Source organism: Buchananella hordeovulneris (assembly GCF_001907235.1).
In the GTDB taxonomy this organism is placed as follows: domain Bacteria; phylum Actinomycetota; class Actinomycetes; order Actinomycetales; family Actinomycetaceae; genus Buchananella; species Buchananella hordeovulneris.
Genome location: NZ_MQVS01000001.1, coordinates 173,148 through 192,931 on the forward strand (window position 1 = coordinate 173,148; position 19,784 = coordinate 192,931).

Here is a 19,784-nt window from a genome sequence, read left to right on the forward strand (position 1 = left end):
CCGCAAGTGACTATTCCACTGGACAACTACGTCCCCGGCGTCGCCGCCGTGCCGCTGACCGGGGCTGCCGCTGCTGCCTGGCTCGTCATTATCGTGCCGCTCATCAGCGCCCTGGCGCTGCTGTTGGCGGGCCGCAAGAGTGACAAGTGGGGGCACTGGCTGGCGGTGGCTGCCTCCACCTGCAGCGCCGGCTTCTCCCTGCTCCTGGCCGCCCAGCTGCTCGGCCTGCCGGCCGCCAAGCGGGTCATGGACTCCCAACTGCTGCTGTGGTTCTCCGCGGGCGACGTGCAGGTCGGCTACGGGTTGCGCATCGACCCCCTGTCGGTGACCTTCGCGCTGCTGGTCACCATCGTCGGCACCCTCATTCACATCTACGCCGTGGCGTACATGGCGCACGACAAGGACCGGCGGCGCTTCTTCGCCTACCTCAACCTCTTTATCGCCGCCATGCTCACTTTGGTGCTGGCCAACTCCTACACCCTGCTGTTTGTCGGGTGGGAAGGCGTCGGCCTGGCCTCCTACTTGCTGATCGGTTTTTGGAACTTCCGGCCGGACTACGCTGCGGCCGCCAAGAAGGCGTTCGTCATGAACCGAGTCGGCGACGTTGGGCTGTTGCTGGCCATGGGAGTCATGTTCGCTACCGTCGGCTCGACCGCCTTCACCGACATCGCCGAGCGCATCGGCCAAGTGCCGTCGCACTGGGTGAACGCCATCGGCTTCTTCCTGCTGCTGGCGGCCTGCGGTAAGTCCGCGCAGGTGCCGCTGCAGGCCTGGCTGGGGGACGCCATGGCTGGCCCGACCCCGGTCTCGGCCCTCATTCACGCCGCCACCATGGTTACCGCCGGCGTCTACCTGATGGTGCGCTCGGCCCCCATCTACCTGTTGGCCCCCGGGGCGGCCCTCGCCGTGGCCATCGTCGGGGCGATCACGCTCCTGTTCGGTGCCATCGTCGGATCGGCCAAGGACGACCTGAAGAAGGTGCTGGCTGCCTCCACCATGTCCCAGCTGGGCTACATGATGCTGGCTGCCGGTCTCGGCCCGGTCGGCTACGCCTTCGCTATCTTCCACCTCCTGACCCACGGGTTCTTCAAGGCCCTCATGTTCCTCGGCGCCGGCTCCGTCATGCACGGCATGAACGACCAGGTCGACATGCGGCGCTTTGGGGGGCTGCGCACCGCCATGAAGATCACCTGGGCCACCTTCGCCGTCGGCTGGCTGGCCATCCTCGGGGTGCCGCCCTTTGCCGGCTTCTGGTCCAAGGACAAGATCATCGAGGCGGCCTTCGTGGGCGACGGGGCGCGTCCCTGGATCTTCGGCACCATCGCCCTGGTGGGCGCGGGCATCACCGCCTTCTACATGTCGCGCCTGTTCTTCATGACGTTCTACGGTGCGCGGCGCTGGACCACCGACGCCGATACGGAGCTGGGTGGGCAGGTGCACCCGCACGAGAGCGGCGCCCTGATGACCGTGCCCATGCTGATCCTCGCGGCCTTCTCGGTTGTCCTGGGTGGGGTGCTGACCATCGGCGGGGCCTTCACCCACTGGCTGGAGCCCGCCATCGGCTCCACCCCGCACGTAGAACCCGTGCTGCCCATCGCCGTCATCATGGGCCTGACCTTGGCGCTGGTGGTGGCGGGGGCGGCTCTGGCCTGGCAGATGTACGGCAGGCGACCCGTGCCGCTGACACCCCCGGATTCGGTCTGGGCCCAGGCCGCGCGCCGCGACCTCTACGCTGACGCCCTCAACGAAAACCTCTTCATGCGGCCCGGCCAGGTGCTCACCAACGGCCTGGTGCTGACCGATCAGGTGGCCGTCGATGGCGCGGTGACCGGCACCGCCCGGGCAATCGCCGGGGCAGGCAAGCTGGCCCAAGCCACCCAAAACGGTTACGTCCGCGCCTACGCGGTCACCATCCTGCTGGGCGTGGCCGTGGCGCTTGCCGTGGTCTTCGGTGTGAGCCTGTAAAGGAGAAAACGACTCATGGAATCGACTTTCCCGCTGCTCACGCTCATGGCGGTGGTGCCCATGTTCGGAGCGCTGGCCCTGTGGTTGGTGCGCCCGCTGGCCCCCCTGGCGCGGCCCCTGGGACTGGCCTGCGCCGCCGGTCCGCTGCTGCTCGTGGCCGTCGCCTTCTGTCAGTTCGACACCGCCCAGGCCGGAGCCGTGCAACTCGGCGAGCGTTATGCCTGGGTGCCCGCCCTCGGCATCAGTTGGGCGCTGGGCGTCACTGGCCTGGGCCTGGCCATGCTGGGCCTGACCGCCTTCCTCGTGCCCCTCGTGCTGGTGGCCGCCTGGCGGGACTTCGACCAGGTCGCGCCCGGGGAGGACGTCGACCGGCGGCGGGCCGCCTTCACGGCCCTGGTGTTGGCCCTGCAGAGCTTCATCGTCATCATCTTCTCCGCCCGCGACGTCTTCCTGTTCTACATCGCGTTCGAGGCGATGCTGGTGCCCGCCTACTTCCTCGTCGGCTCCTACGGGGGTGCCAAGCGGCGGGCCGCGGCCCTGAAGTTCCTGCTCTTCTCCCTCTTTGGGGGGCTGATCATGCTGGTGGGCGTCGTCGCGCTGGGGGCCCTGGGGCCCGGCGGCCAGACGGCCTTCCTCATCGACACGCTGACCATCGCGCCTGTCGAGGGCCCCGCCGGACGCCTGATCTTCGTCTCGTTCTTCATCGCCTTCGCGATCAAGGCCCCCATGGTGCCGGTGCACACGTGGCTGCCCGACACCGCCGAACAGTCCCACCCCGGGGTGGCGACCCTGCTGGTGGGGCTGCTGGACAAGATCGGCACCTTCGGCATGATCGTCCTGTGCCTACCGCTCTTCCCGGAGGCCTCCCGCTGGGCCGCCCCGGTCATCATCGTGCTGGCGCTCGTCTCGGTGATCTACGGGGCGCTGCTGGCCATCGGCCAACGCGACTTAATGCGCCTGGTGTCCTACACCTCGATCAGCCACTTCGGTTTCATTGTGCTCGGCATCTTCATCGGCAACGCCACCGCGCTGAGCGGGGCCATGCTGTACATGCTGGCCCACGGCCTGTCGATCGCCCTCATGTTCCTGACCACCGGTTTCCTAACCCGGCGGGCAGGCAGCCAGCAGATCAGCGACTTCTGCGGCATGCAACGCATCACCCCGGTGCTGGCGGGCCTGTGGCTCTTCGGAGGCCTAGCCTCCATCGCCCTGCCCGGTCTATCCGGCTTCGTCCCCGAATACCTGGTGCTGATGGGCGTGCTCAGCACCAAGCTGTGGGTCGGCATCGTCGCCATGGCGGGAGTCGTACTCGCGGCCCTGTACATTTTGTGGCCCTACCAACGGGTCTTTGCCGGGCCGCCCGCGCAGGGACCGCAACTAACCGACCTGAACAAGCGGGAGATTGGCGCGCTCGCCCCGCTCGTCCTCGCCGTCATGCTGCTCGGCTTGGCGCCCCAGGTCACCGCGCTTAAGTACTTGGCCCCGGTGGCTGACCAAACGGTGGTAAACATCGCCCCTGTCCCGCAAACGCCCCTCCCCCTGGCGGAAAGGACCTCGCTGTGAACGTCTTGCAGGCCCCCGACATTGCCTGGGGGGCGTTAGCTCCCCTCCTCGTCGTGCTAGGGGCGGGCGTCGTCGGCGTCCTCGTGGAAGCCTTCGTGCCAGCCGGTGCCCGCCGCCCCACCCAACTGGTGCTGTCCCTCGGCGCCGCCCTGGTGGCCTTCGTCTTGGTGGCCTGGCGGTGGTTCACCATCTCGGCGCTGGCGGAGGCCGGGCAGGTTCCGGGCACCCACATGGTCGGCAGCGGGCTCATCGAAGACCCCTTCGGGGTCGCCAGCCAGGGCATCTTGGCTCTCTTCGGCTTCGTTGGTTTCCTGGTGGTAGCAGACCGCACCAGCCTGGGGGACGGGGCGTTCGTGGCCCACGCCGCCGACCGGCCGGGTTCGGCCGAGGAGGCGGCCTCCAACCGCGCCAACCTGCAGCAAACCGAGGTCTTCCCGCTGCTGCTCTTTGCGCTCGGCGGCATGCTCGCCTTCCCGGTGTCGGGCTCGCTCGTCACCCTGTTCATCGCGCTGGAGGTACTCTCCTTGCCGCTGTACGTGCTCACCGCCATGGCGTGGCGGCGCCGCCTGCTGTCGCAGGAAGCGGCATTGAAGTACTTCCTGCTGGGGGCCTTCGCCTCCGCCTTTACCCTGATGGGCATCGCCTTCCTCTACGGTTTTGCCGGTTCGCTACAGCTGTCCCACATCACGCAGGTGGCTGCCTACCTGCAGGCCGAGGCCAACAGTGCCTCCTGGAGTGGCGTGTGGCTGCTGGTGCTCGGCAGCGTGTTGGTCCTCCTCGGCCTGCTCTTTAAGGTCGGCGCGGCCCCCTTCCACTCGTGGACGCCCGACGTCTACCAGGGGGCACCCACCCCGGTGACCGGGTTCATGGCGGCCGGCACCAAGGCGGCCGCCACCCTGGCGCTGCTGCGGGTGCTGTACCTAGTGGCAGGGACGCTGCAGGAGCTGCTGTGGCCGCTGCTGTGGGGAATCGTCATCCTGACGATGGTGGTCGGCACCGTCCTTGGGCTGGTGCAAACCAACATCAAGCGCATGCTGGCCTACTCGTCGGTGGCGCACGCCGGTTTCGTGCTGCTCGGTCTCTTCGCCTTCCGGGCTCCCTCCCTGACCGCGACCCTGTTCTACCTGCTGGCCTACGGCCTGGCCACCATCGGGGCGTTCGCCATCGTTACCCTGGTGCGGGAACGCGACGCCGACGGACACATTCACGGCGAGGCCACCCACCTGGCGCAGTGGGCCGGGTTGGGGCGGCGCAGCCCGCTGCTGGCGGCCTGCATGGCGCTGTTCCTGCTGTCCTTCGCCGGTATTCCGTTGACGGCCGGTTTCTACGGCAAGTACTTGGCGTTCTCGCAGGCCGGCGCCGCCGGGAACTGGGTGCTGGTGGTGGCCGCGGTGCTGTGTTCGGCCGCTACCGCGTTCTTCTACGTGCGGCTCATCGTGCTCATGTACTTCACGGAGCCCGACGGCCAGCAGGTTGCCGTAGTGCGGACCGAAGGGCTGACGAACGTGGCCGTGGGCCTGTGCGCGTTTGGCACCATCATTTTGGGTCTGTGGCCCACCCCAGTTCTCAATTTGCTCGTCAATGCGGCATTCTTGCTGCCATGACCTTTGACGAGCTGACCGGGCCGCTGCAGCAACTCATCACTGCCGACCTCGCCGAGGTCGAAGAGCGGCTGCGGGCCGCCGTGGCCGACGCCGATACCGTGATCGGCGCGGCCACGGCCCACCTGCAGACGGCGGGCGGCAAACGCATCCGCCCGGCGTTGACCCTGCTGACCGCGCAGCTGGGGGATTACGCGGACCCGGCCCGCCGCGAGGCCGTGTTGAAGGCGGCGACGGCGGTGGAGCTGACGCACCTGGCGACCCTCTACCACGACGACGTCATGGACGCCGCTCCGGTGCGGCGAGGGGCCCCGTCGGTGCACCGCCTGTGGGGCAACTCGGTGGCGATTTTGGCGGGCGACGTGCTGTTCGCCCGCGCCTCCAGCATGGCGGCACGGCTGGGGCCGTCCGTGGTGCTGCAGCACGCGGTCACGTTCGAGCGGTTGTGCCGCGGGCAATTGAACGAAACGATCGGTCCGCGCCACGAGGACCCTGTCGCGTTCTACCTGCAGGTGTTGGCCGACAAGACTGGTTCGCTGGTGGCCCTAGCCGCGCGGGAGGGGGCCGAGTTGGCGGGGGCCCGCGAATACGGCGAGATGTTGGCCGAGTACGGCGACAAGGTCGGGGTGGCTTTCCAGCTAGCCGACGACGTCATCGACCTGTCCGACGCCGACACCGGCAAGGTGGCGGGCACCGACCTGCGGGAGGGGGTCGACACGATGCCGGTGCTGTTGCTGCGGGCCGCCCAGCGCAACGGCACCTTGGATGGGGACGGGCAGCGGATTCTGGCGGCCCTGAGCACCGGCCTCAGCGACGATCGGGAGCTGGCGCGCGTGGTGGCCGCCCTGCGGGCGCACACAGTGACGGAGCAGACGAGCCAGATGGCGCGGCAGTGGGCGGATGCGGCGGTAAAGTCCCTCGCGGAGCTGCCCCACGGGTCGGTGCGTCAGGCGCTGGAGGAGTTCGCGACCTTCACCGTGAGCCGCACGGCCTAACCGGCAGCAACATGAGAAGCCTCTAAGGACCGCTGAAGGTCGATTTCATGTCCGCTGGCTCTAATATCAGTGGAGGTAAGAAATCATGGCAACCAAAGAACGCAACCGACTGGTCCTACTAATCATGGGGATCGCCGTCTCGGCGGGACTGATCTTGAGTGGCTTGTTCGCGTTGGCCAGCCCGCCGGCCGCGGCCGACGTGCAGCCTGCCATCGTTATCCCCTCCCGGACGGCCCAGCCGTCCCCGACGGCCAGCGCATCGCCGTCGGCGAGCGCCACCCCGACCGCGCAGCCGCAGCCGACCGTGAGCGCCGCCCCGGAGCAGCCCCCGGCCCCCGCCGAGGCGCCGGCCCCGGTGCCTCCGGCGCCCGCGCCGCAAGTCCCGGCTCCGGAGCCGGCCGGGCAGCAGGTGTACGAGCCCGCGCCGCCGCAGGCGGTGTCCCCGGCCCCGCCGGTGCACGTGGGCGGTGGCCAGGACGATGATGACGACGACTTCGACGACGACGTCGACTTGGACGACGATCAAGACGACTGAGCCTGTCGAATCCTGGGCGCCCCCGCACGCGGGGGCGCCCAGTTCCGGTTGGCGGCGTGAATCTGGGGCTTTGGGCAGGATGTCGTGGGCGGCCTCATGCAAAGCCGGGTTATCGGCGGACGTGGGCTTTGTGCAGTATGTCGTGGGCGAGCCTCATGCAAAGCCGGGTTATCGACGTGAACCTGGGGCTGTGGGTGGGCGTGCTGTGGTGTTTGAGTTGGTTCGTCCGGCCAGGTTTGTGCGTGTCCCGGGTCCTTCTGCGGGGTGGGTGTGGTGCTATCAGCCAGCTGCTCGTGTGTCACCATCATGCCGTTGCGCCACCATCATGTCCTTAGCGCACCATCATGTCCTTAAATCAGTGCAACAAGGGCATGATGGTGCAACAAAGGCATGATGGTGCAACAAAGGCATGATGGTGCGACGATCCGCTGGCCGTTCCCGGGTGTGGCGGGGCCCCGCAGCCACGGTTGCTGGCGGACCTCACCCGCTGCATGTGGGTGCGGGCGTGGCGGTGCTCTGCCGCCGGACACCTGCTTCCGGCCATCGGTGCCGCCAGGCAGTTCACCAGGCGCCAGCTACACGAGGCGATACCCCATGCCGCGCACCGTTTCGATGCGGTCTTTGCCGAGCTTGGCACGCAGGTAGGAGATGTAGACATCGACCACGTTGGAGCCGGGGTCGAAGTCAAAGCCCCACACGGAGTCCAGGAGCTGGGTGCGGCTGAGGACCTGCCCGGGGTTGCGGAGGAAGGTTTCGGCGAGCGTGAACTCGCGGGCCGACAAGTCGAGCCACTTACCGCCCACGTGGATGCGGCGGGTGCGGAGGTCCAGGGCCAAATCGCCGTGGGTCAGCTGGTTGGCGGATTGGCTGGCCGCCGGGGTGGCCGACTCGTCGCGCAGCCGCAGGCGAATGCGGGCCAGCAGCTCCTCAAAAGAAAAGGGCTTCGGCATGTAGTCGTCGGCCCCGCCGGACAACCCCGCCACCCGATCGGCGACCGAGGAGCGGGCGGTGAGCATGATGACGGGGGTGGTCACTCCCTGCCCCCGGATCTGCTCAAGTACCTCGAAGCCGTCGATGTCGGGCAGGCCGACGTCGAGCAGCACCAGGTCGATTCCCTCCTGCACGGCGCGTTGGGCGGCCTCCACGCCGGAGGCGGTGATCTCGGTGGTGAACCCGGCCGCTTTGAGGCCTTTGGCGATGAAGGCGGCGATGCGGGTCTCGTCTTCGACAACCAGGATGGTGCTCATGGGGCGCTGTCCTTCGGATCGGAGGGGCCAAGTAACGGCAGGCACATGGTGAACGTGGAGCCCACGTCTACTTGGGAAACAATGTCGAGGTGACCGCCGTGGGCGGTGACGATGGTCTCCACGATAGACAAGCCCAGACCACTGCCGGTGATTTCGGGGCGGTGTCCGTGCGCGCGGCCGAAGCGTTCGCGCACTCGCTCCAGTTCGGCGGCCGGAATGCCGATGCCCTGGTCGCTGACCCACAGCAGCACCTCGCCGCCCGCCAGCCGCGAGCCGATGCCGATCTGGGTATCGGGAGCCGAGTACTTCACAGCGTTGGCTGCCAGCTGGAGCCAAGCCTGGGTGATGCGGGAGGCGTCCAGGTGGACGGTGACAGGAGCCAGCTCGGTCAGGTGCCAGCGGCGCGGCCCGAGCGCCCGCGCCTTTTCGAAGACCTGGTCGGTCAGTTCGTCGACCCGGCAGGCGGCGGCCTGCACGAAGTCGACCTCCCCGGCCTTGGCCAGCAGCAGCAGATCGTTGACGAGGGTCCCCATGCGGTCCAGCTCGTCGATCGCCAGCTCGGTGGTTTGTTGCACGTCCTGCGGGTCGTGGGCGTCGATGAGCTCAAGGTGACCGCGCACGATCGTGATGGGGGTGCGCAATTCGTGGCCGACGTCGTCGAGCAGGTGACGCTGGGCGGTCACGGAGGCTTCGACCCGGTCGAGCATCCGGTTGAAGGAACGGGCCAAAATCCCGAGGTCGTCGCGGCCGCGCACCGGCACGCGCTCCGTCAGGGCCTTGTCATCGATCATCTCGGCGGCGTGGCGTAGCTCGCCGATCGGGTGCAGGAGCCGCCCCAAGAGCAGGGCCGCAATGCCGGTCGCGGCGGCCCCGGCCAGCGCTGCCGCCGAGACGTAGAAAGCCATGGCGCGCCGCAGGGGAGCGGTGGCGGCTCGCAGGTCGACGACGTGCACCAGCGCCCCATGCTTGGCGCCGTAGGAGACGGGGGCAATCAGGATCCGGAAGTGACCGCGGGCGGTGCGGATCGTGTCGATGTGCGTGTGGGAGGACAGCAGATGCGGTTTGACAAACTCCAGCAGCTCGGGGTCCTCTTCCGGCCGCAGGGTGACGCTGCGGGCCGCAATCAAATGGAGGTCTTGGTCCCGGAAGGCCACCTGGCCCTCGTTGGGGCGCAGCACGGTGGAGCGCAGGTGGGCGTTGAGCACCCGAATGGGATCCGTGAACGGTTGGTTGGTGCGCGGGTCCACCCCTCGCTCGGCAACGTGCCGCAAGTGCTCCCGCACCCGCTGCAGGTGCACGGTGACGTCCGCATGGATGGAGCGGGCCTGCAACGCCCACAGGATGGTGCCGGAGGCGGTCAACGCGATGACCATGACGAAGACGAAGGCCCACAGGATGCGGGCCCGCAACGACACAGAGGACTCTGGGCGCGGGGCGGACACCCGCCCATTGTGCCGTGCCGCAACCGCGCGCGGGGAACCGGTGGGGCTGGTGTCGCCAGGCCCCGCCGATTCCCCGCGCGCAGAAGTGGGCGGCTTAGCGTCCCAGTCCGGCATAACGCCAGCCCGCCTCCCGCCACTGGTCCGGGTTGAGGGCGTTGCGGCCGTCGACGATGACCGGGTTAGCCACCCAGGTGGCCACCTGCGCCGGGTCGAGGTCGACGAAGTCGCGCCATTCCGTCAGCAGCAGGACCAGGTCTGCGCCCTGCAGGGCGGTAGCCGGGTCGGCTTCGCAGTGCAGATGCGGGTAGAGGCGGGCCACGTTGTCCAGCGCCTGCGGGTCGCACACGGTGACCGTCGCCCCGGCGTCCTGCAGACGCCGGGCGACATCGAGGGCGGGCGAATCGCGGATGTCGTCGGAGTTGGGTTTGAAAGCGGCCCCGAGCACGGTGATGCGCTTGCCCGCGACGTCCCCCCCGAGGTGGCGGCGGGCCAGGGCGAAGACCCGGTCGCGACGCCGCTGGTTGATGGCGTCGACCTCGCTGAGGAAGGACACGGCGTCCTGCACGCCCAGCTCGCGGGCGCGCGTCATGAAGGCCCGAATGTCCTTGGGCAGGCAGCCGCCACCGAAGCCGATGCCTGCCCCGAGGAACCGGTGACCGATGCGGGTATCGCGACCGATGGCGTCGGCGAGCACCGTGACGTCCCCGCCGGTGGCCTCGCACAGCTCCGCCATGGCGTTGATAAACGAGATCTTGGTGGCCAGGAACGAGTTGGCGGCCACCTTCACTAGCTCGGCGGTGGGGTAGTTGGCCAGCAGCCGGTCGATGCCCTCGGCCAGCAGCGGGGCGTAGACAGCGTCCAGGGCGGCTTGTCCGTGGGCGGCCGCCTGTGGGTCTTCCGACAAGCCGTAGACGATGCGGTCGGGGTGCAGGGTGTCCTCCACCGCGAAGCCTTCGCGCAGGAATTCGGGGTTCCACACGAGGGTGGCCCCCACGTCGGCCAGGCGACGTTCGACCTCGGCGGCGGTGCCCACGGGCACGGTGGACTTACCGACGACGACGGCCGGGGAGTTGGCTGGCAGCGCGTTTAGTAGCAGATCCACGGCAGACCACAGGTAGCTCATGTCGGCTGCGCCCGAGGAAGCCGACTGCGGGGTGCCGACCGTCAGGAAGTGCACCTCGGCGGCGGCGAGCTCGGTGACCGCGGGGGCGGAGGTGAAACGCAGCCGCCCGGACTCAAGCGCCGAGCGCAGCAGTTCGGGAAAACCGGGTTCGAAGAAGGGAGCCTGGCCCCGGCTGAGAGCAGCAGCCTTGGCGGCGTCGATCTCGACCCCGAGCACCTCGTGCCCGAGGCTGGCCATGCAGGCGGCGTGCACGGCACCGAGGTAGCCGCAACCAATGACAGTGATACGCATTTTCTGCTCCTTAGTTTTCTTTCTGGGGTGAAGCGAACGAGGGGGACAGGTGGGTGGCTAGCCAGGCGGGCAGCCAGCTGGCACTGGTGGGCCGGAACGCGTAGACGCAGGCCAACCGCAGGGCCGCCGAGCGGCGGTAGAGCGCCAGGCGGGGAGGCGAGATGGGCAGGCGGCTGGTCAACGCTTGCAGCCGGTCGGCCACGGCGGCGGCTACCTCGGTCGACCACACGCCTTGCAGGGCGCGCAGCTCTAGGTGCGTCAGGAGGTTGCCCAGGTCCAGGCTCGGCTCGGCGTAGGCGGCGGTGTCAAGATCGAGTACCGCCAGGGACGAGCCGGACCAGAGGAACTGCTTGTCGTGCAGGTCCCGGTGGCTGAGCACCAGCGGCTCGGCAGGCTGTGCCAATTCGGCGCACACCTGCTCGACGGCCCGGGTCAGGTGCGGCAGGTCGGGCAGGGCCTGGTGCGCCACCACCATGTCGAGCCAGCGCCGCAGGACTGCGGCCTCGTCGGCGCCCGTGAACGAACCGAGCGGCAGGCGGGCGGCGGTCACCTGCGGCCAGGTGTCGGCGAACCGCTCCCAGCCCGGCAGCCCGGCGGGGCCGAGTGCGTGCAGGGATTGGCCCGGCAGGCGCGTGAACTCTAGGTGGCTGGACGTGGCGGCCAGGAGGGCGGGGCAGGCGAGGCCTGCCCGGCGGCACACGTGCCCCACCTGGTGGGCGGCGCCAGCGGGCCCGCTGGCCCGTCCGGCCCGCAGGAGCTTGTGCACCCGGTCCCGGCCGAGCACCACGGCCCGGCGGCCGTAGCGGTGCACGACGAGTTCGCCCGCCAGGTGCGGATGGAGGTCGGGCAGTTTGGGGTCGGTGCGATGCGGGGTGATGGTGATCTTGCCGGTCGCGCTGATGTGGCCCGCTCGCAACTGTCCGGCGGGATCGCGCTGCTCGAAGGTGAGGCTGCCGTCGCGCCCGGGCCAGGCCCGCCGCACGTGGGGCAGCGCTCGCAGGATGGTAAACGCGGTCATACCAGCTGGCCTTCCAGGTAGGTGAGGTTGGCGCCAATGGCCGCCCGCCAGTCCACGCGCCCGGCCCGCAGCGGCTCCGTTAACCGCAGGGCGGCAGCGTGCAGGGCGGCGGTGGCCAGTTCGTGGGCGGGCGGCAGGTGGCCGCCTGCTGCGCGGTAGCCCGCCAAGAAAGCGCTGCCGGCGGCTGGGCTGACGTGGGAGAGGAACGAGCCCAAATCCAGGCTGGCGGGGGCGAGGCAGGCGCGGTCGAAGTCGGTCAACCACACTGGCGGGGTGGACAGGCTGCCGAAGGGCGCGGCCTGGTCGAGGAACGGTCCGGTGGCGCGAGCGCCGTGTCCGGGCGGCGTGGAGTCGGGGTCTGGGTGCGGCTGGCTGCCCACCAGCACCTGGTCGGGGGAGGCGTCGCCGTGGCTGAGTACCAGCTTGCCGGCCGGCAGGGGCGGGAGGCGGTCCGCCAGCTGGGCGGCGCGGGTGGCCAGCGCGGGATCGAGATGGGTGAGCAACGCGGCGTGCCCCTGCAGGGCCCGGTGGGCGAGGGCGGCGGCGGGCAGCTGGTCGGTGAGCGGCGGCGGCAGCTTCCCAGCCAGACCGTGCAGCTGCGCAAAGAGGGTGCCCGCCGCGCGCATGCCGGGCAGGGTCGGGTGGTGCCACAGGTCACCGTCTCCCGTGAAAGCCTGGGCGCTGGCGTGGGCACTGACCGCGCCCGACGGCAGGGGACGGGGGGCCGGGATCGCCAGGTGCGCGGCGAGGAAGTCCGTGAGCGCATTGACATGAGGCAGCGGTTGCGCGGTGACGCGGCAGACCGTCTGCCCGTCGCGCACCACCAGGCGGCGCAGCGGGTTGTAGCGCAGCAGGTGCCGCTGCGGGGCGGCGGGTTCCAGCAGCGGCAGGTGGGCGGCGAGCTTGGGATCGGCCGCTATCTCTCCCCACTGCCACACCAGGTCGTGGCCCTGCCACTCGGCGTCCACCCTGGCACCGGTCCGGGCCGCAATCCGGTCGGCCCGCCGCAGCTTGGAGTGGGAGCAGGGCCAGAAGGCCTGCACCCAGCCGGTTGGCTGCCCGGCGGGGTCAGCCACGGCCGCGATGACCGCCACGTCGGGCTTGATGCGCAGGCGGGTGACGCGGGCGGGGCGGCGCAGGCGGGCCGACAGGGTGGCAGGGTTGAGAATGTCGGCGACGACGGCCGCGGTGGTGGGAGCGCTCATTGGGAACCAGCCGGGTCGATTTGCCGCGGCGGCCGGGCGGCGGCCACCCAGTCACGGAAAGCGGGGGAGTCGACGAGCAGCTGCTGGGGCGGGCCGTCTAGCAGCACCCGGCCCGCCTCCAGCCACACGACGCGGGTGGCGCGCAGGGCAACCTCCACGTCGTGGGTGACGGCGAGGGTGGTGCGCCCGGCCACCAGCTGATCGATGGCGTCCAGGACGAGCCCCGCCGACTCCGGATCCAGCCCGGTGGTGGCCTCGTCGAGGACGACGACGGGGGCGCTGCGCAGCAAGGCGCGGGCGATGGCGATGCGTTGGCGCTGCCCGCCGGACAGGGTGCCGCCGCGCTCCCCGACGGTGGTGTCGTAGCCCGCAGGCAGGCGACAGATGAAATCGTGAGCGTGGGCGGCCCGCGCGGCGGCCTCGATTTCGGCGTCGGTGGCGGCGGCTCGGCCGAGCCGAATGTTCTCGCGGATGGTACCGGCGAAGAGCACCGCCTCCTGGTGGAGCACGGAGACGTTGGCCCGCAGGTGGTTGAGGTCCAGCTGAGGCAGGGGCACGTCGTCCAAGGTGACCTGACCGAAGGTGGGATCCTGGGCACGGGTGACGAGGTTGACGAGGGTGGACTTGCCCGCCCCGGAGGGGCCAATGATGGCGACGTATTCGCCGGGGCCGAGGGCGAGGTCGACGCCCTTGAGCACCGGGGAGTTCTCGTACTGGGTGTGCACGTCGTTAAAGCGCAGGTTGCCGACGAAGTGCGGCGGCAGGACCGGCACGGCCGGGGTTTGGATGGTGGGAGTGATGGCCATCAGGTCCGCGACGCGTTCCCCCGAGGCCCCGGCGCGGGCGATGCGCCCCGTGTACTTGGCCATATCGCGCAGCGGCTTCATGGTGGTGCGCAGGTACGTCACGAAGAGGACCAGCTCGCCCGGGGTCATGGCGCCGTCCAGCACGCGCAGGCCGCCCCCGACGATCACCGCGGCGGTTGCCAACCCGACAATGACGTCGGTGGAGCGCTCCAGGCGGGCGGCCAAACGCAGGGCTTTGACCCCCTCCAGCAGCGAGACCCGGTTGGCGCCGACGAAACGCTCTTCAATCTTGGCCTCTAGGCCGTAGGCCTGCACCACCTTGATGGAGGACAGGGACTCTTGGGCAGTGTTGGCCAACTGGCCCTCGCCCTTGCGGGTTTGTCGCGAGGCGTGGGTGATGCGGGACGAAGAGCCGCGCGAGGTCAACCAGAAGATCAAAATGGCGACCACCACGACGCTGGCTAGCAGTGGGTCCAGCCAGAACATGACGCCGAGCATCACCACCAGGGTGGCGATGTTGGCCAGCAGCGGCATGCCCGCCGAGATGGCGACATCCTGCATGCGGGCCACGTCGGAGACGATGCGCTGCACGGTATCGGCGCTGCGGTTGCGGGAGTGGAACTCCTGGCTCAGGCGCTGCACGTGGCGAAATACCCGGGCCCGCAGGCGCGCCGAGGTGCGTGAGCCGACCAGGGCGAAGCAGACGGTGGCCACGTAGTTACACACGGCCCGCATGGCGACGATCGCCACCAGCATCAGCCCGCACAACAGCAGAAAACGCACGGAGGCGGGGGCCCGGGTGCTGTTGGGGGTCAGGGCGGGCAACACCGAGTCGATGACGATCTTCAGGGGCCACGGCTCCATCACCCGAAACGCCACCTCGAACAGCAGCACGATGACCCCGGCCAACACCATGCCCCATTGGGGCTTGACGTCCGGGCCGACGAGCCGCAGGGTGCGGCGCAGCGGCCCAGCGTGGGCATCCGTCTCACGCATCGGTGACCCCCGCCAGTTCCAGGATCTGGCTCACCACCCCGGTCCACGAGTGGCGCTCCTCGGCCTGGGCGCGGGCCGCCTGGCCGAGCGCGGCGCGTCGCTGCGGGTCGGCGGCCAGGGCATCGAGGGCGGCCGCGAGGGCCGCCGGGTCAGACGGCGGCACGACGACGCCGCAGTCGGCCAGCACCTGCGGGATCTGGCCGATGCTGGTGGCCACCACCGGCAGGCCCGCCGCCAGGTATTCGTAGACCTTCAACGGGGAGAAGTAGTGGCCGTCGTCGGTCTCGGGTGCGGGATAGGGGGCCACCCCGATGGCGGAGCCGGCCAACTGGGCGGGCATATCGGCGGGCGAGACCGCGCCCCGGAAGTCGACCTGCAGGCCCGCCTCCGCGGCCTGGGCCTCCAGTTTGGCGCGCTCCGGGCCATCGCCGATGATGCGCAGTTGCCAACCGCCTTGGCTGCGGGTGGCGGCCTGCAGCAGGTCGGCCACCCCGTGCCATGGCTTGAGGGTGCCCACGAACGTGACGATGACGTCGTCGGCCTCCGGCTGGGGGGTGATCCGCTCGACGTTGACCCCGTTGGCCACGGCGTGCACCGTCTGGCTGGTGGGGGTGTGGGTGCGCACCCACTGGGCCACCGGCTCCGAGACACAGATCGTGGCGGCGGCGGCCCGGGCCTGCAGCCGCAGGGTCAACCAGGTGACCTCCTCATTGATGAGGTCCCGGTGGGTGCGCTGCTCCTCAATGAGGGGGGCGTTGACTTCCAGGATGCCGACAGCCGACGTGACGGTGGTGATGTCGGCCAGGGCCGGGGAGAACAACGAGTAGCGTTCGTAGACGATGTCTGGCTGGGTGGCGATGACCTGCCGGGCGATCTCGCCCGCGGCCGTGGCCTGGGCCTGCTCGCGTGCGGCGGTGTCCCCCGCGGGTACCGGCACCTCTATGACCTCCAAATCGGCGAGGTCGGCGGGCACGTCAAAGCCGCGCCGGGTGGTGTAGACGGTGACCTCGTGGCCGCGCCGCCGCAGCTCGCGTACCACTTCCTGAATGTGGACCGAAGCACCCTTGGTGCCAAAAACGGGGATCCCCGGGTCAACACTGATGTAGGCGATGCGCATGCTAGTTCCTAACGTTGTTCTGCCAGGCAGAAAGGTTCGCGGCCTGGCGGCGCGAGTCGAACTGTTCTTCAATGAGGGCACGGGCCGCGTGGGCCAGGCGCTTTGCGTCGTAGCTGCCGTCGTGGAAGCCGGTCAGGGCGTCCCGCAGGGCGGCCACGTCGCCGGGCGCAACCAGCACCCCGGTCTCGCCATCGCGCACCACCTCGGGCAGGCCCGACGTGGCGGCCGCCACCACGGGGGTGCCTGCCGCCATGGCCTCCAGGACGACGGTCGGCAGCCCGTCGATGTTGCCGTCGGGGGTGGGGATGCAGGGGGCAGCGAAGACGTCGGCCTGGCGCAACAGTTCGCGCACCTCGGCTTGGGTGCGTGGGCCCAGGAGCTGCACCTGCTCGGTCAGATCCAGCTCGTCGATTTGGGCCTGCAACTTGCCTCGCAATTCGCCGTCCCCGGCGATCTGCACCCGGGCATCGACACCGCTGGCGCGCAGCTGCCAGGCCGCAGCGATCAGATCCGCAAAGCCCTTCTTCGGCACCAGGCGCCCCACACTGAGAATCTGCAGGGTGCGGCCGGGCGCCTGCGGCACCCGGCACGGGAAGCGGTCCAGCTCCAGCGCGTTGTACTGCAAGGTGATGCGAGCATCCGTGCCCGCCAAGACTTCGGCGAGGAAGTCAGCGTTGAACTGGCTGATGGCGATCACACGATCGGCATCCCCGCAGACGCGGCGCAGCCACGCCCGGTCGACGGACTCGTGGTAGATGTCCTTGGCGTGCGTGGTCACCGTGTAGGGCACCCCCGTTAATTGGGAGGCGATCCAGGCGGTGCGCCCGGCCAGGGAGGCGAAGTGGGCGTGCAGGTGGGTAATCCCGTCGGCCTGGATCTGGGCCGCCAGGCAGACCCCCTGGGCGACCTCGTCGCCCGGCAAATCCCGCACGAGAGGGAGAATTTCGGCGAAACGCGCCGCCAGGCCCGCCTCCACCAACGTGCTGGTTAGCTGCGCCCACAGCTCCGACGGCTTCAGGGGCCGCGGCACCCACTTCACCTCGGCCCGCACCCGGGCGATCTCGGGGTGGAAGCGGGCGTCGGTGGTGGGCCGCAGCGCGTAGATGGTTAGGTCGTCCCCGTGCCCTTCCCGGGCCAGGATCTCGGTGACCACGAATGTTTCGGAAAAACGCGGATAGACCTTCAGGACGTAACCGATGCGGCTCATGCTGCACCCCCCACCAGGGCGCGGGCCGGCAGCTCCAGCAGCTGGGCGGCCAGCTGCGAGACCCGCTGGAGGCCGTCGCCGTCCACCTGGCTCCGGTCCACTCGCCGACGCACGGCGGTGGCGAGCCACTGCGACAGGGCCGCACTGGAGACCTGGGACTGCTCCAGCACATCGACCGCCCCCACCTTCTCCAAGGCGCGCGCCCGGATCAGCTGCTCCTGGCGGGGAATCTCTCGGGGCACGATGAGCGAGGGGGTGTCGGTGTCGAGAATCTCGCAGGCCGTGTTGTAGCCGCACATGGAGACCACGGCCGCCGCCGACGCGATGTGGCGGCCCAGCCCCGGCAGGGACCGCAGCACCTGGGTGGCGGGCCCGGCTGCCGCCGCCAGCTGGGTGAACGTGGCGTCGTCCAGCTGGGGGCCGGTGACCACCACGTGGGTGTGGCCGGGGGGCGGCGTGGCCCGCACGGCGGCCGCCAGCAGGCCATGTCCGTCTTCCCCGCCCCCAGCGGTGGTCAGCACGAAGGGGCCGCTCAGCGTGTGGTCGAAGGCGTCGGTGATTCGGCGGCCGTGCGCCAGGTAACCGGTGAACTCGATGCGGTCACACAGGGCGGGCGGGGCCTCGCCGGAGAGCACCTGATCGTGCACCTGCGGGTCGCCATAGACCCAGACCTGGTCCACCAGCGAGCGCAGCGCCGTCGGTTTGCCCAGGCGCTCCCACTCGGCGGCGACCACGTGCGGCGTGTCGAGCACTTCGCGCAAGCCCAGTACCACCCGGGCGGAGGGGTGGACGCGGCGCAGGCGCCGCAGCGGGGCCCGCAGTTCGTGCCACACCCCGTAGATGTGGCGGTCGACGATCACCAGGTCGGGGGCAAACCCCACCAGGGCGGCCTCCAGTAGGGCCGAACGCAGCGAGATCAGCGGGCCGGTCTCGCCCCCCAGGTGGCGCGGCTGGTAGCCGTCCTTGCCTTTGGAGATGCCCGGGATCGTCACCCAGTCGAAGCCATCCGGGAGGGGAAAACGGAAGGTGGGCGCGAGCCCGGAGACGATCAGGCCGGCCACCTTGCGTCCAGTTAGCGCCGGAATACCCTGCGCCAAGTGGTGGGCGATAGCCAGGTTGCGGCGAAGGTGGCCCAGGCCCTGGGAATCATGGCTGTAGAGCACCACGCGCAGCGGTTCGGTACCCATTGTGGTCTCCTAACTGGGGGCAGACGGATCTGGAGATAGCCGTAACTGTGCCGCCGCAGTCCTGGGGCACTATGAAGCGTGGGTTAGAGAGTCCTCATGGCCGAAAACAGGGGCAGATAGGGGGCGTTTAGTGGCTCCCCGGGGGCCCGGCGGGTCGTAAGGTAAAACGGGAAGTAGGAGGTGCGGGGCATGCAGGGCAAATCAACTGGGCAACTCGTTATCGGGGGACTGGTAGGCATACTGCTGCTCGTGTGCGCCTGGGGCAGCATCGCCCTGTGGTTTGGCCCGACGACCTTTCCGCAGCGTGGGGCGATCGTGCTGCCGGCCCCGACCCCGGCGGCGAGCGCCAGCCGCAGCGCCAGCACCCCCCAACCGACCCGGTCCCCGGCTAAGCCCACACCGACCGCTACCCCCGCCGCCAGCCCGACGGAGGAGGCCCCGGAGCCGCCGCCGGAGGCAGTGGAGCAGGCCGCGCCCGCCGAGACGGACATCGTTGGGGAAGTAGGTGGCGGCTCCCAGGGCGAAGCCGTGGTGGGCGGCCAACCGGCGGTGCCCGCCCCGCCGCCCGCCCCGGAGCCTGCGCCAGTGCCCGCCCAGCCGCCCGCCCAGCCCCCCGTCCCGGCCCCGCCTGCCGGAGACGAGGACGACGATGACGACGATGACCGCGACGGCGATGATGGTGACGATGACGACGACGGCGATGACGACGACGAGGATGACAGAGGCCCGCACTGGCACTTCCCGGACTGGCAGTGGTACGAGGTGGGCGGCTACCGCCTCGCCTGTGATGCCTGGGGCAACTGCTACTTTGCTCCCTATTAGTCCGGCGGCCGGACGGGCGGTGCGGGGGTGCCCACTAGCAGGCGCTGCTGCAGGCGCGGGGTGAGCCGACAAGACAAACCCGCCACGGCCGCCAGGAGGGCCAGGGTGCTGGCGGCGTAGGCACCCCGGGTGGCCCACAAGCGGGCCTGCGGATCACGCACGATGCGCACATAGACCGCGCGTTGGCTGCCATCAGTTAGGGGACTGACCAGAACCCAGGCGGGACCATCATGCGCCCGCACCCGGCCGACCGTCACGTGTGGCTCGGCCGCGTGCGCCCGAGCAAATTCGCGCACCGCCGCGTCCTGGGCCAGGTCGTCACCCCCCGGCGGCCCCGCCACCCAATCGGCGGCCCCCACCTGCCAGCCTGCCGCTGCTTCGTCGGCGCGCAGCTTGTCGACCTGCAGCTGCGCGCGGACGGCCGCTAGTGGTTGGCGGTAGGCAGGTGCCCGGGCCGCCAACTCCTCGTGTGCCCGCAGCAGGCGCGCGTGCACGTCACCGGTTACCTGGCGACTTTGGACCAGCGACCCGAATAGCCCCACCGCCAGAAAAGCAAAAGCCACGACCCCGAGGAGCGCCCAGGTCACTGGGGCAACACGGTCGCGGCGAGGTGCTTTCACCCTCCCATTGTCAAACACGTCTGCATGCACCCCGCCCGCCAGCA

The 19,784-nt window shown here is 69.8% G+C and carries 16 protein-coding genes; 6 read left to right on the top strand and 10 right to left on the bottom strand.

Annotated elements, in window-relative coordinates; genetic code table 11:
- Nucleotides 1-6 precede the first annotated feature (6 nt).
- The 5 genes from nuoL to BSZ40_RS00765 all read left to right on the top strand — a co-directional run bounded on the left by nuoL (nt 7) and on the right by BSZ40_RS00765 (nt 6,659).
- Nucleotides 7-1,965 carry an NADH-quinone oxidoreductase subunit L gene (nuoL, locus tag BSZ40_RS00745; protein WP_084542514.1) on the top strand — a complete coding sequence of 653 codons (1,959 nt, stop codon included), beginning with the start codon at nt 7-9 and terminating at the stop codon, nt 1,963-1,965.
- 15 nt (nt 1,966-1,980) lie between these two features.
- Nucleotides 1,981-3,528, top strand: a complete 1,548-nt coding sequence (locus BSZ40_RS00750; protein ID WP_073822254.1) for an NADH-quinone oxidoreductase subunit M — start codon at nt 1,981-1,983, stop codon at nt 3,526-3,528.
- Nucleotides 3,525-5,132: an NADH-quinone oxidoreductase subunit NuoN gene (nuoN, locus tag BSZ40_RS00755; protein WP_073822256.1), complete on the top strand. Its 1,608-nt coding sequence runs from the start codon at nt 3,525-3,527 to the stop codon at nt 5,130-5,132. Before BSZ40_RS00750 ends, nuoN begins: the two co-directional genes overlap by 4 nt.
- Entirely contained in the window at nt 5,129-6,124 is a 996-nt protein-coding gene (locus tag BSZ40_RS00760; protein ID WP_073822258.1) for a polyprenyl synthetase family protein, read from the top strand. The genes nuoN and BSZ40_RS00760 overlap by 4 nt, the downstream gene beginning before the upstream one ends.
- Before the next feature lie 85 nt (nt 6,125-6,209).
- On the top strand, nt 6,210-6,659 hold the full coding sequence (locus BSZ40_RS00765; protein WP_073822260.1) for a hypothetical protein: 450 nt from the start codon (nt 6,210-6,212) through the stop codon (nt 6,657-6,659).
- Nucleotides 6,660-7,234: 575 nt separating this feature from the next.
- On the opposite strand, the gene BSZ40_RS00770 is transcribed toward BSZ40_RS00765, so the two are convergent.
- The 9 genes from BSZ40_RS00770 to BSZ40_RS00810 all read right to left on the bottom strand — a co-directional run bounded on the left by BSZ40_RS00770 (nt 7,235) and on the right by BSZ40_RS00810 (nt 18,298).
- Nucleotides 7,235-7,906, bottom strand: a complete 672-nt coding sequence (locus BSZ40_RS00770) for a response regulator transcription factor (RefSeq protein WP_073822262.1) — start codon at nt 7,904-7,906, stop codon at nt 7,235-7,237.
- Nucleotides 7,903-9,348: a sensor histidine kinase gene (locus BSZ40_RS00775; RefSeq protein ID WP_073822726.1), complete on the bottom strand. Its 1,446-nt coding sequence runs from the start codon at nt 9,346-9,348 to the stop codon at nt 7,903-7,905. Before BSZ40_RS00775 ends, BSZ40_RS00770 begins: the two co-directional genes overlap by 4 nt.
- Nucleotides 9,349-9,442: 94 nt before the next feature.
- On the bottom strand, nt 9,443-10,762 hold the full coding sequence (locus BSZ40_RS00780; protein ID WP_073822264.1) for a UDP-glucose dehydrogenase family protein: 1,320 nt from the start codon (nt 10,760-10,762) through the stop codon (nt 9,443-9,445).
- A gap of 10 nt (nt 10,763-10,772) precedes the next feature.
- Nucleotides 10,773-11,780 (bottom strand): phosphotransferase, encoded by a 1,008-nt coding sequence (locus tag BSZ40_RS00785; RefSeq protein WP_073822265.1) that lies wholly within the window; start codon nt 11,778-11,780, stop codon nt 10,773-10,775.
- Complete coding sequence (locus BSZ40_RS00790) at nt 11,777-12,985, bottom strand: phosphotransferase (protein ID WP_073822266.1); 1,209 nt, start codon at nt 12,983-12,985, stop codon at nt 11,777-11,779. The genes BSZ40_RS00785 and BSZ40_RS00790 overlap by 4 nt, the downstream gene beginning before the upstream one ends.
- Nucleotides 12,982-14,787 (bottom strand): ABC transporter ATP-binding protein, encoded by a 1,806-nt coding sequence (locus BSZ40_RS00795; RefSeq protein ID WP_187343198.1) that lies wholly within the window; start codon nt 14,785-14,787, stop codon nt 12,982-12,984. The genes BSZ40_RS00790 and BSZ40_RS00795 overlap by 4 nt, the downstream gene beginning before the upstream one ends.
- Nucleotides 14,780-15,904, bottom strand: a complete 1,125-nt coding sequence (locus tag BSZ40_RS00800; protein WP_073822268.1) for a glycosyltransferase family 4 protein — start codon at nt 15,902-15,904, stop codon at nt 14,780-14,782. Before BSZ40_RS00800 ends, BSZ40_RS00795 begins: the two co-directional genes overlap by 8 nt.
- A gap of 1 nt (nt 15,905) precedes the next feature.
- Nucleotides 15,906-17,111, bottom strand: a complete 1,206-nt coding sequence (locus tag BSZ40_RS00805; protein ID WP_073822270.1) for a glycosyltransferase family 4 protein — start codon at nt 17,109-17,111, stop codon at nt 15,906-15,908.
- Nucleotides 17,108-18,298 (bottom strand): glycosyltransferase family protein, encoded by a 1,191-nt coding sequence (locus BSZ40_RS00810; protein WP_073822272.1) that lies wholly within the window; start codon nt 18,296-18,298, stop codon nt 17,108-17,110. Before BSZ40_RS00810 ends, BSZ40_RS00805 begins: the two co-directional genes overlap by 4 nt.
- Nucleotides 18,299-18,487: 189 nt before the next feature.
- On the opposite strand from BSZ40_RS00810, the gene BSZ40_RS00815 reads away from it, so the two are divergent.
- A complete protein-coding gene (locus BSZ40_RS00815) occupies nt 18,488-19,120 on the top strand; it encodes a hypothetical protein (RefSeq protein ID WP_073822274.1) in 633 nt (210 codons plus the stop codon).
- Here BSZ40_RS00815 and BSZ40_RS00820 read toward each other — a convergent pair.
- Entirely contained in the window at nt 19,117-19,740 is a 624-nt protein-coding gene (locus BSZ40_RS00820; protein ID WP_143180833.1) for a hypothetical protein, read from the bottom strand. The two genes, BSZ40_RS00815 and BSZ40_RS00820, sit on opposite strands and share 4 nt — an antisense overlap.
- Nucleotides 19,741-19,784: the final 44 nt, after the last annotated feature.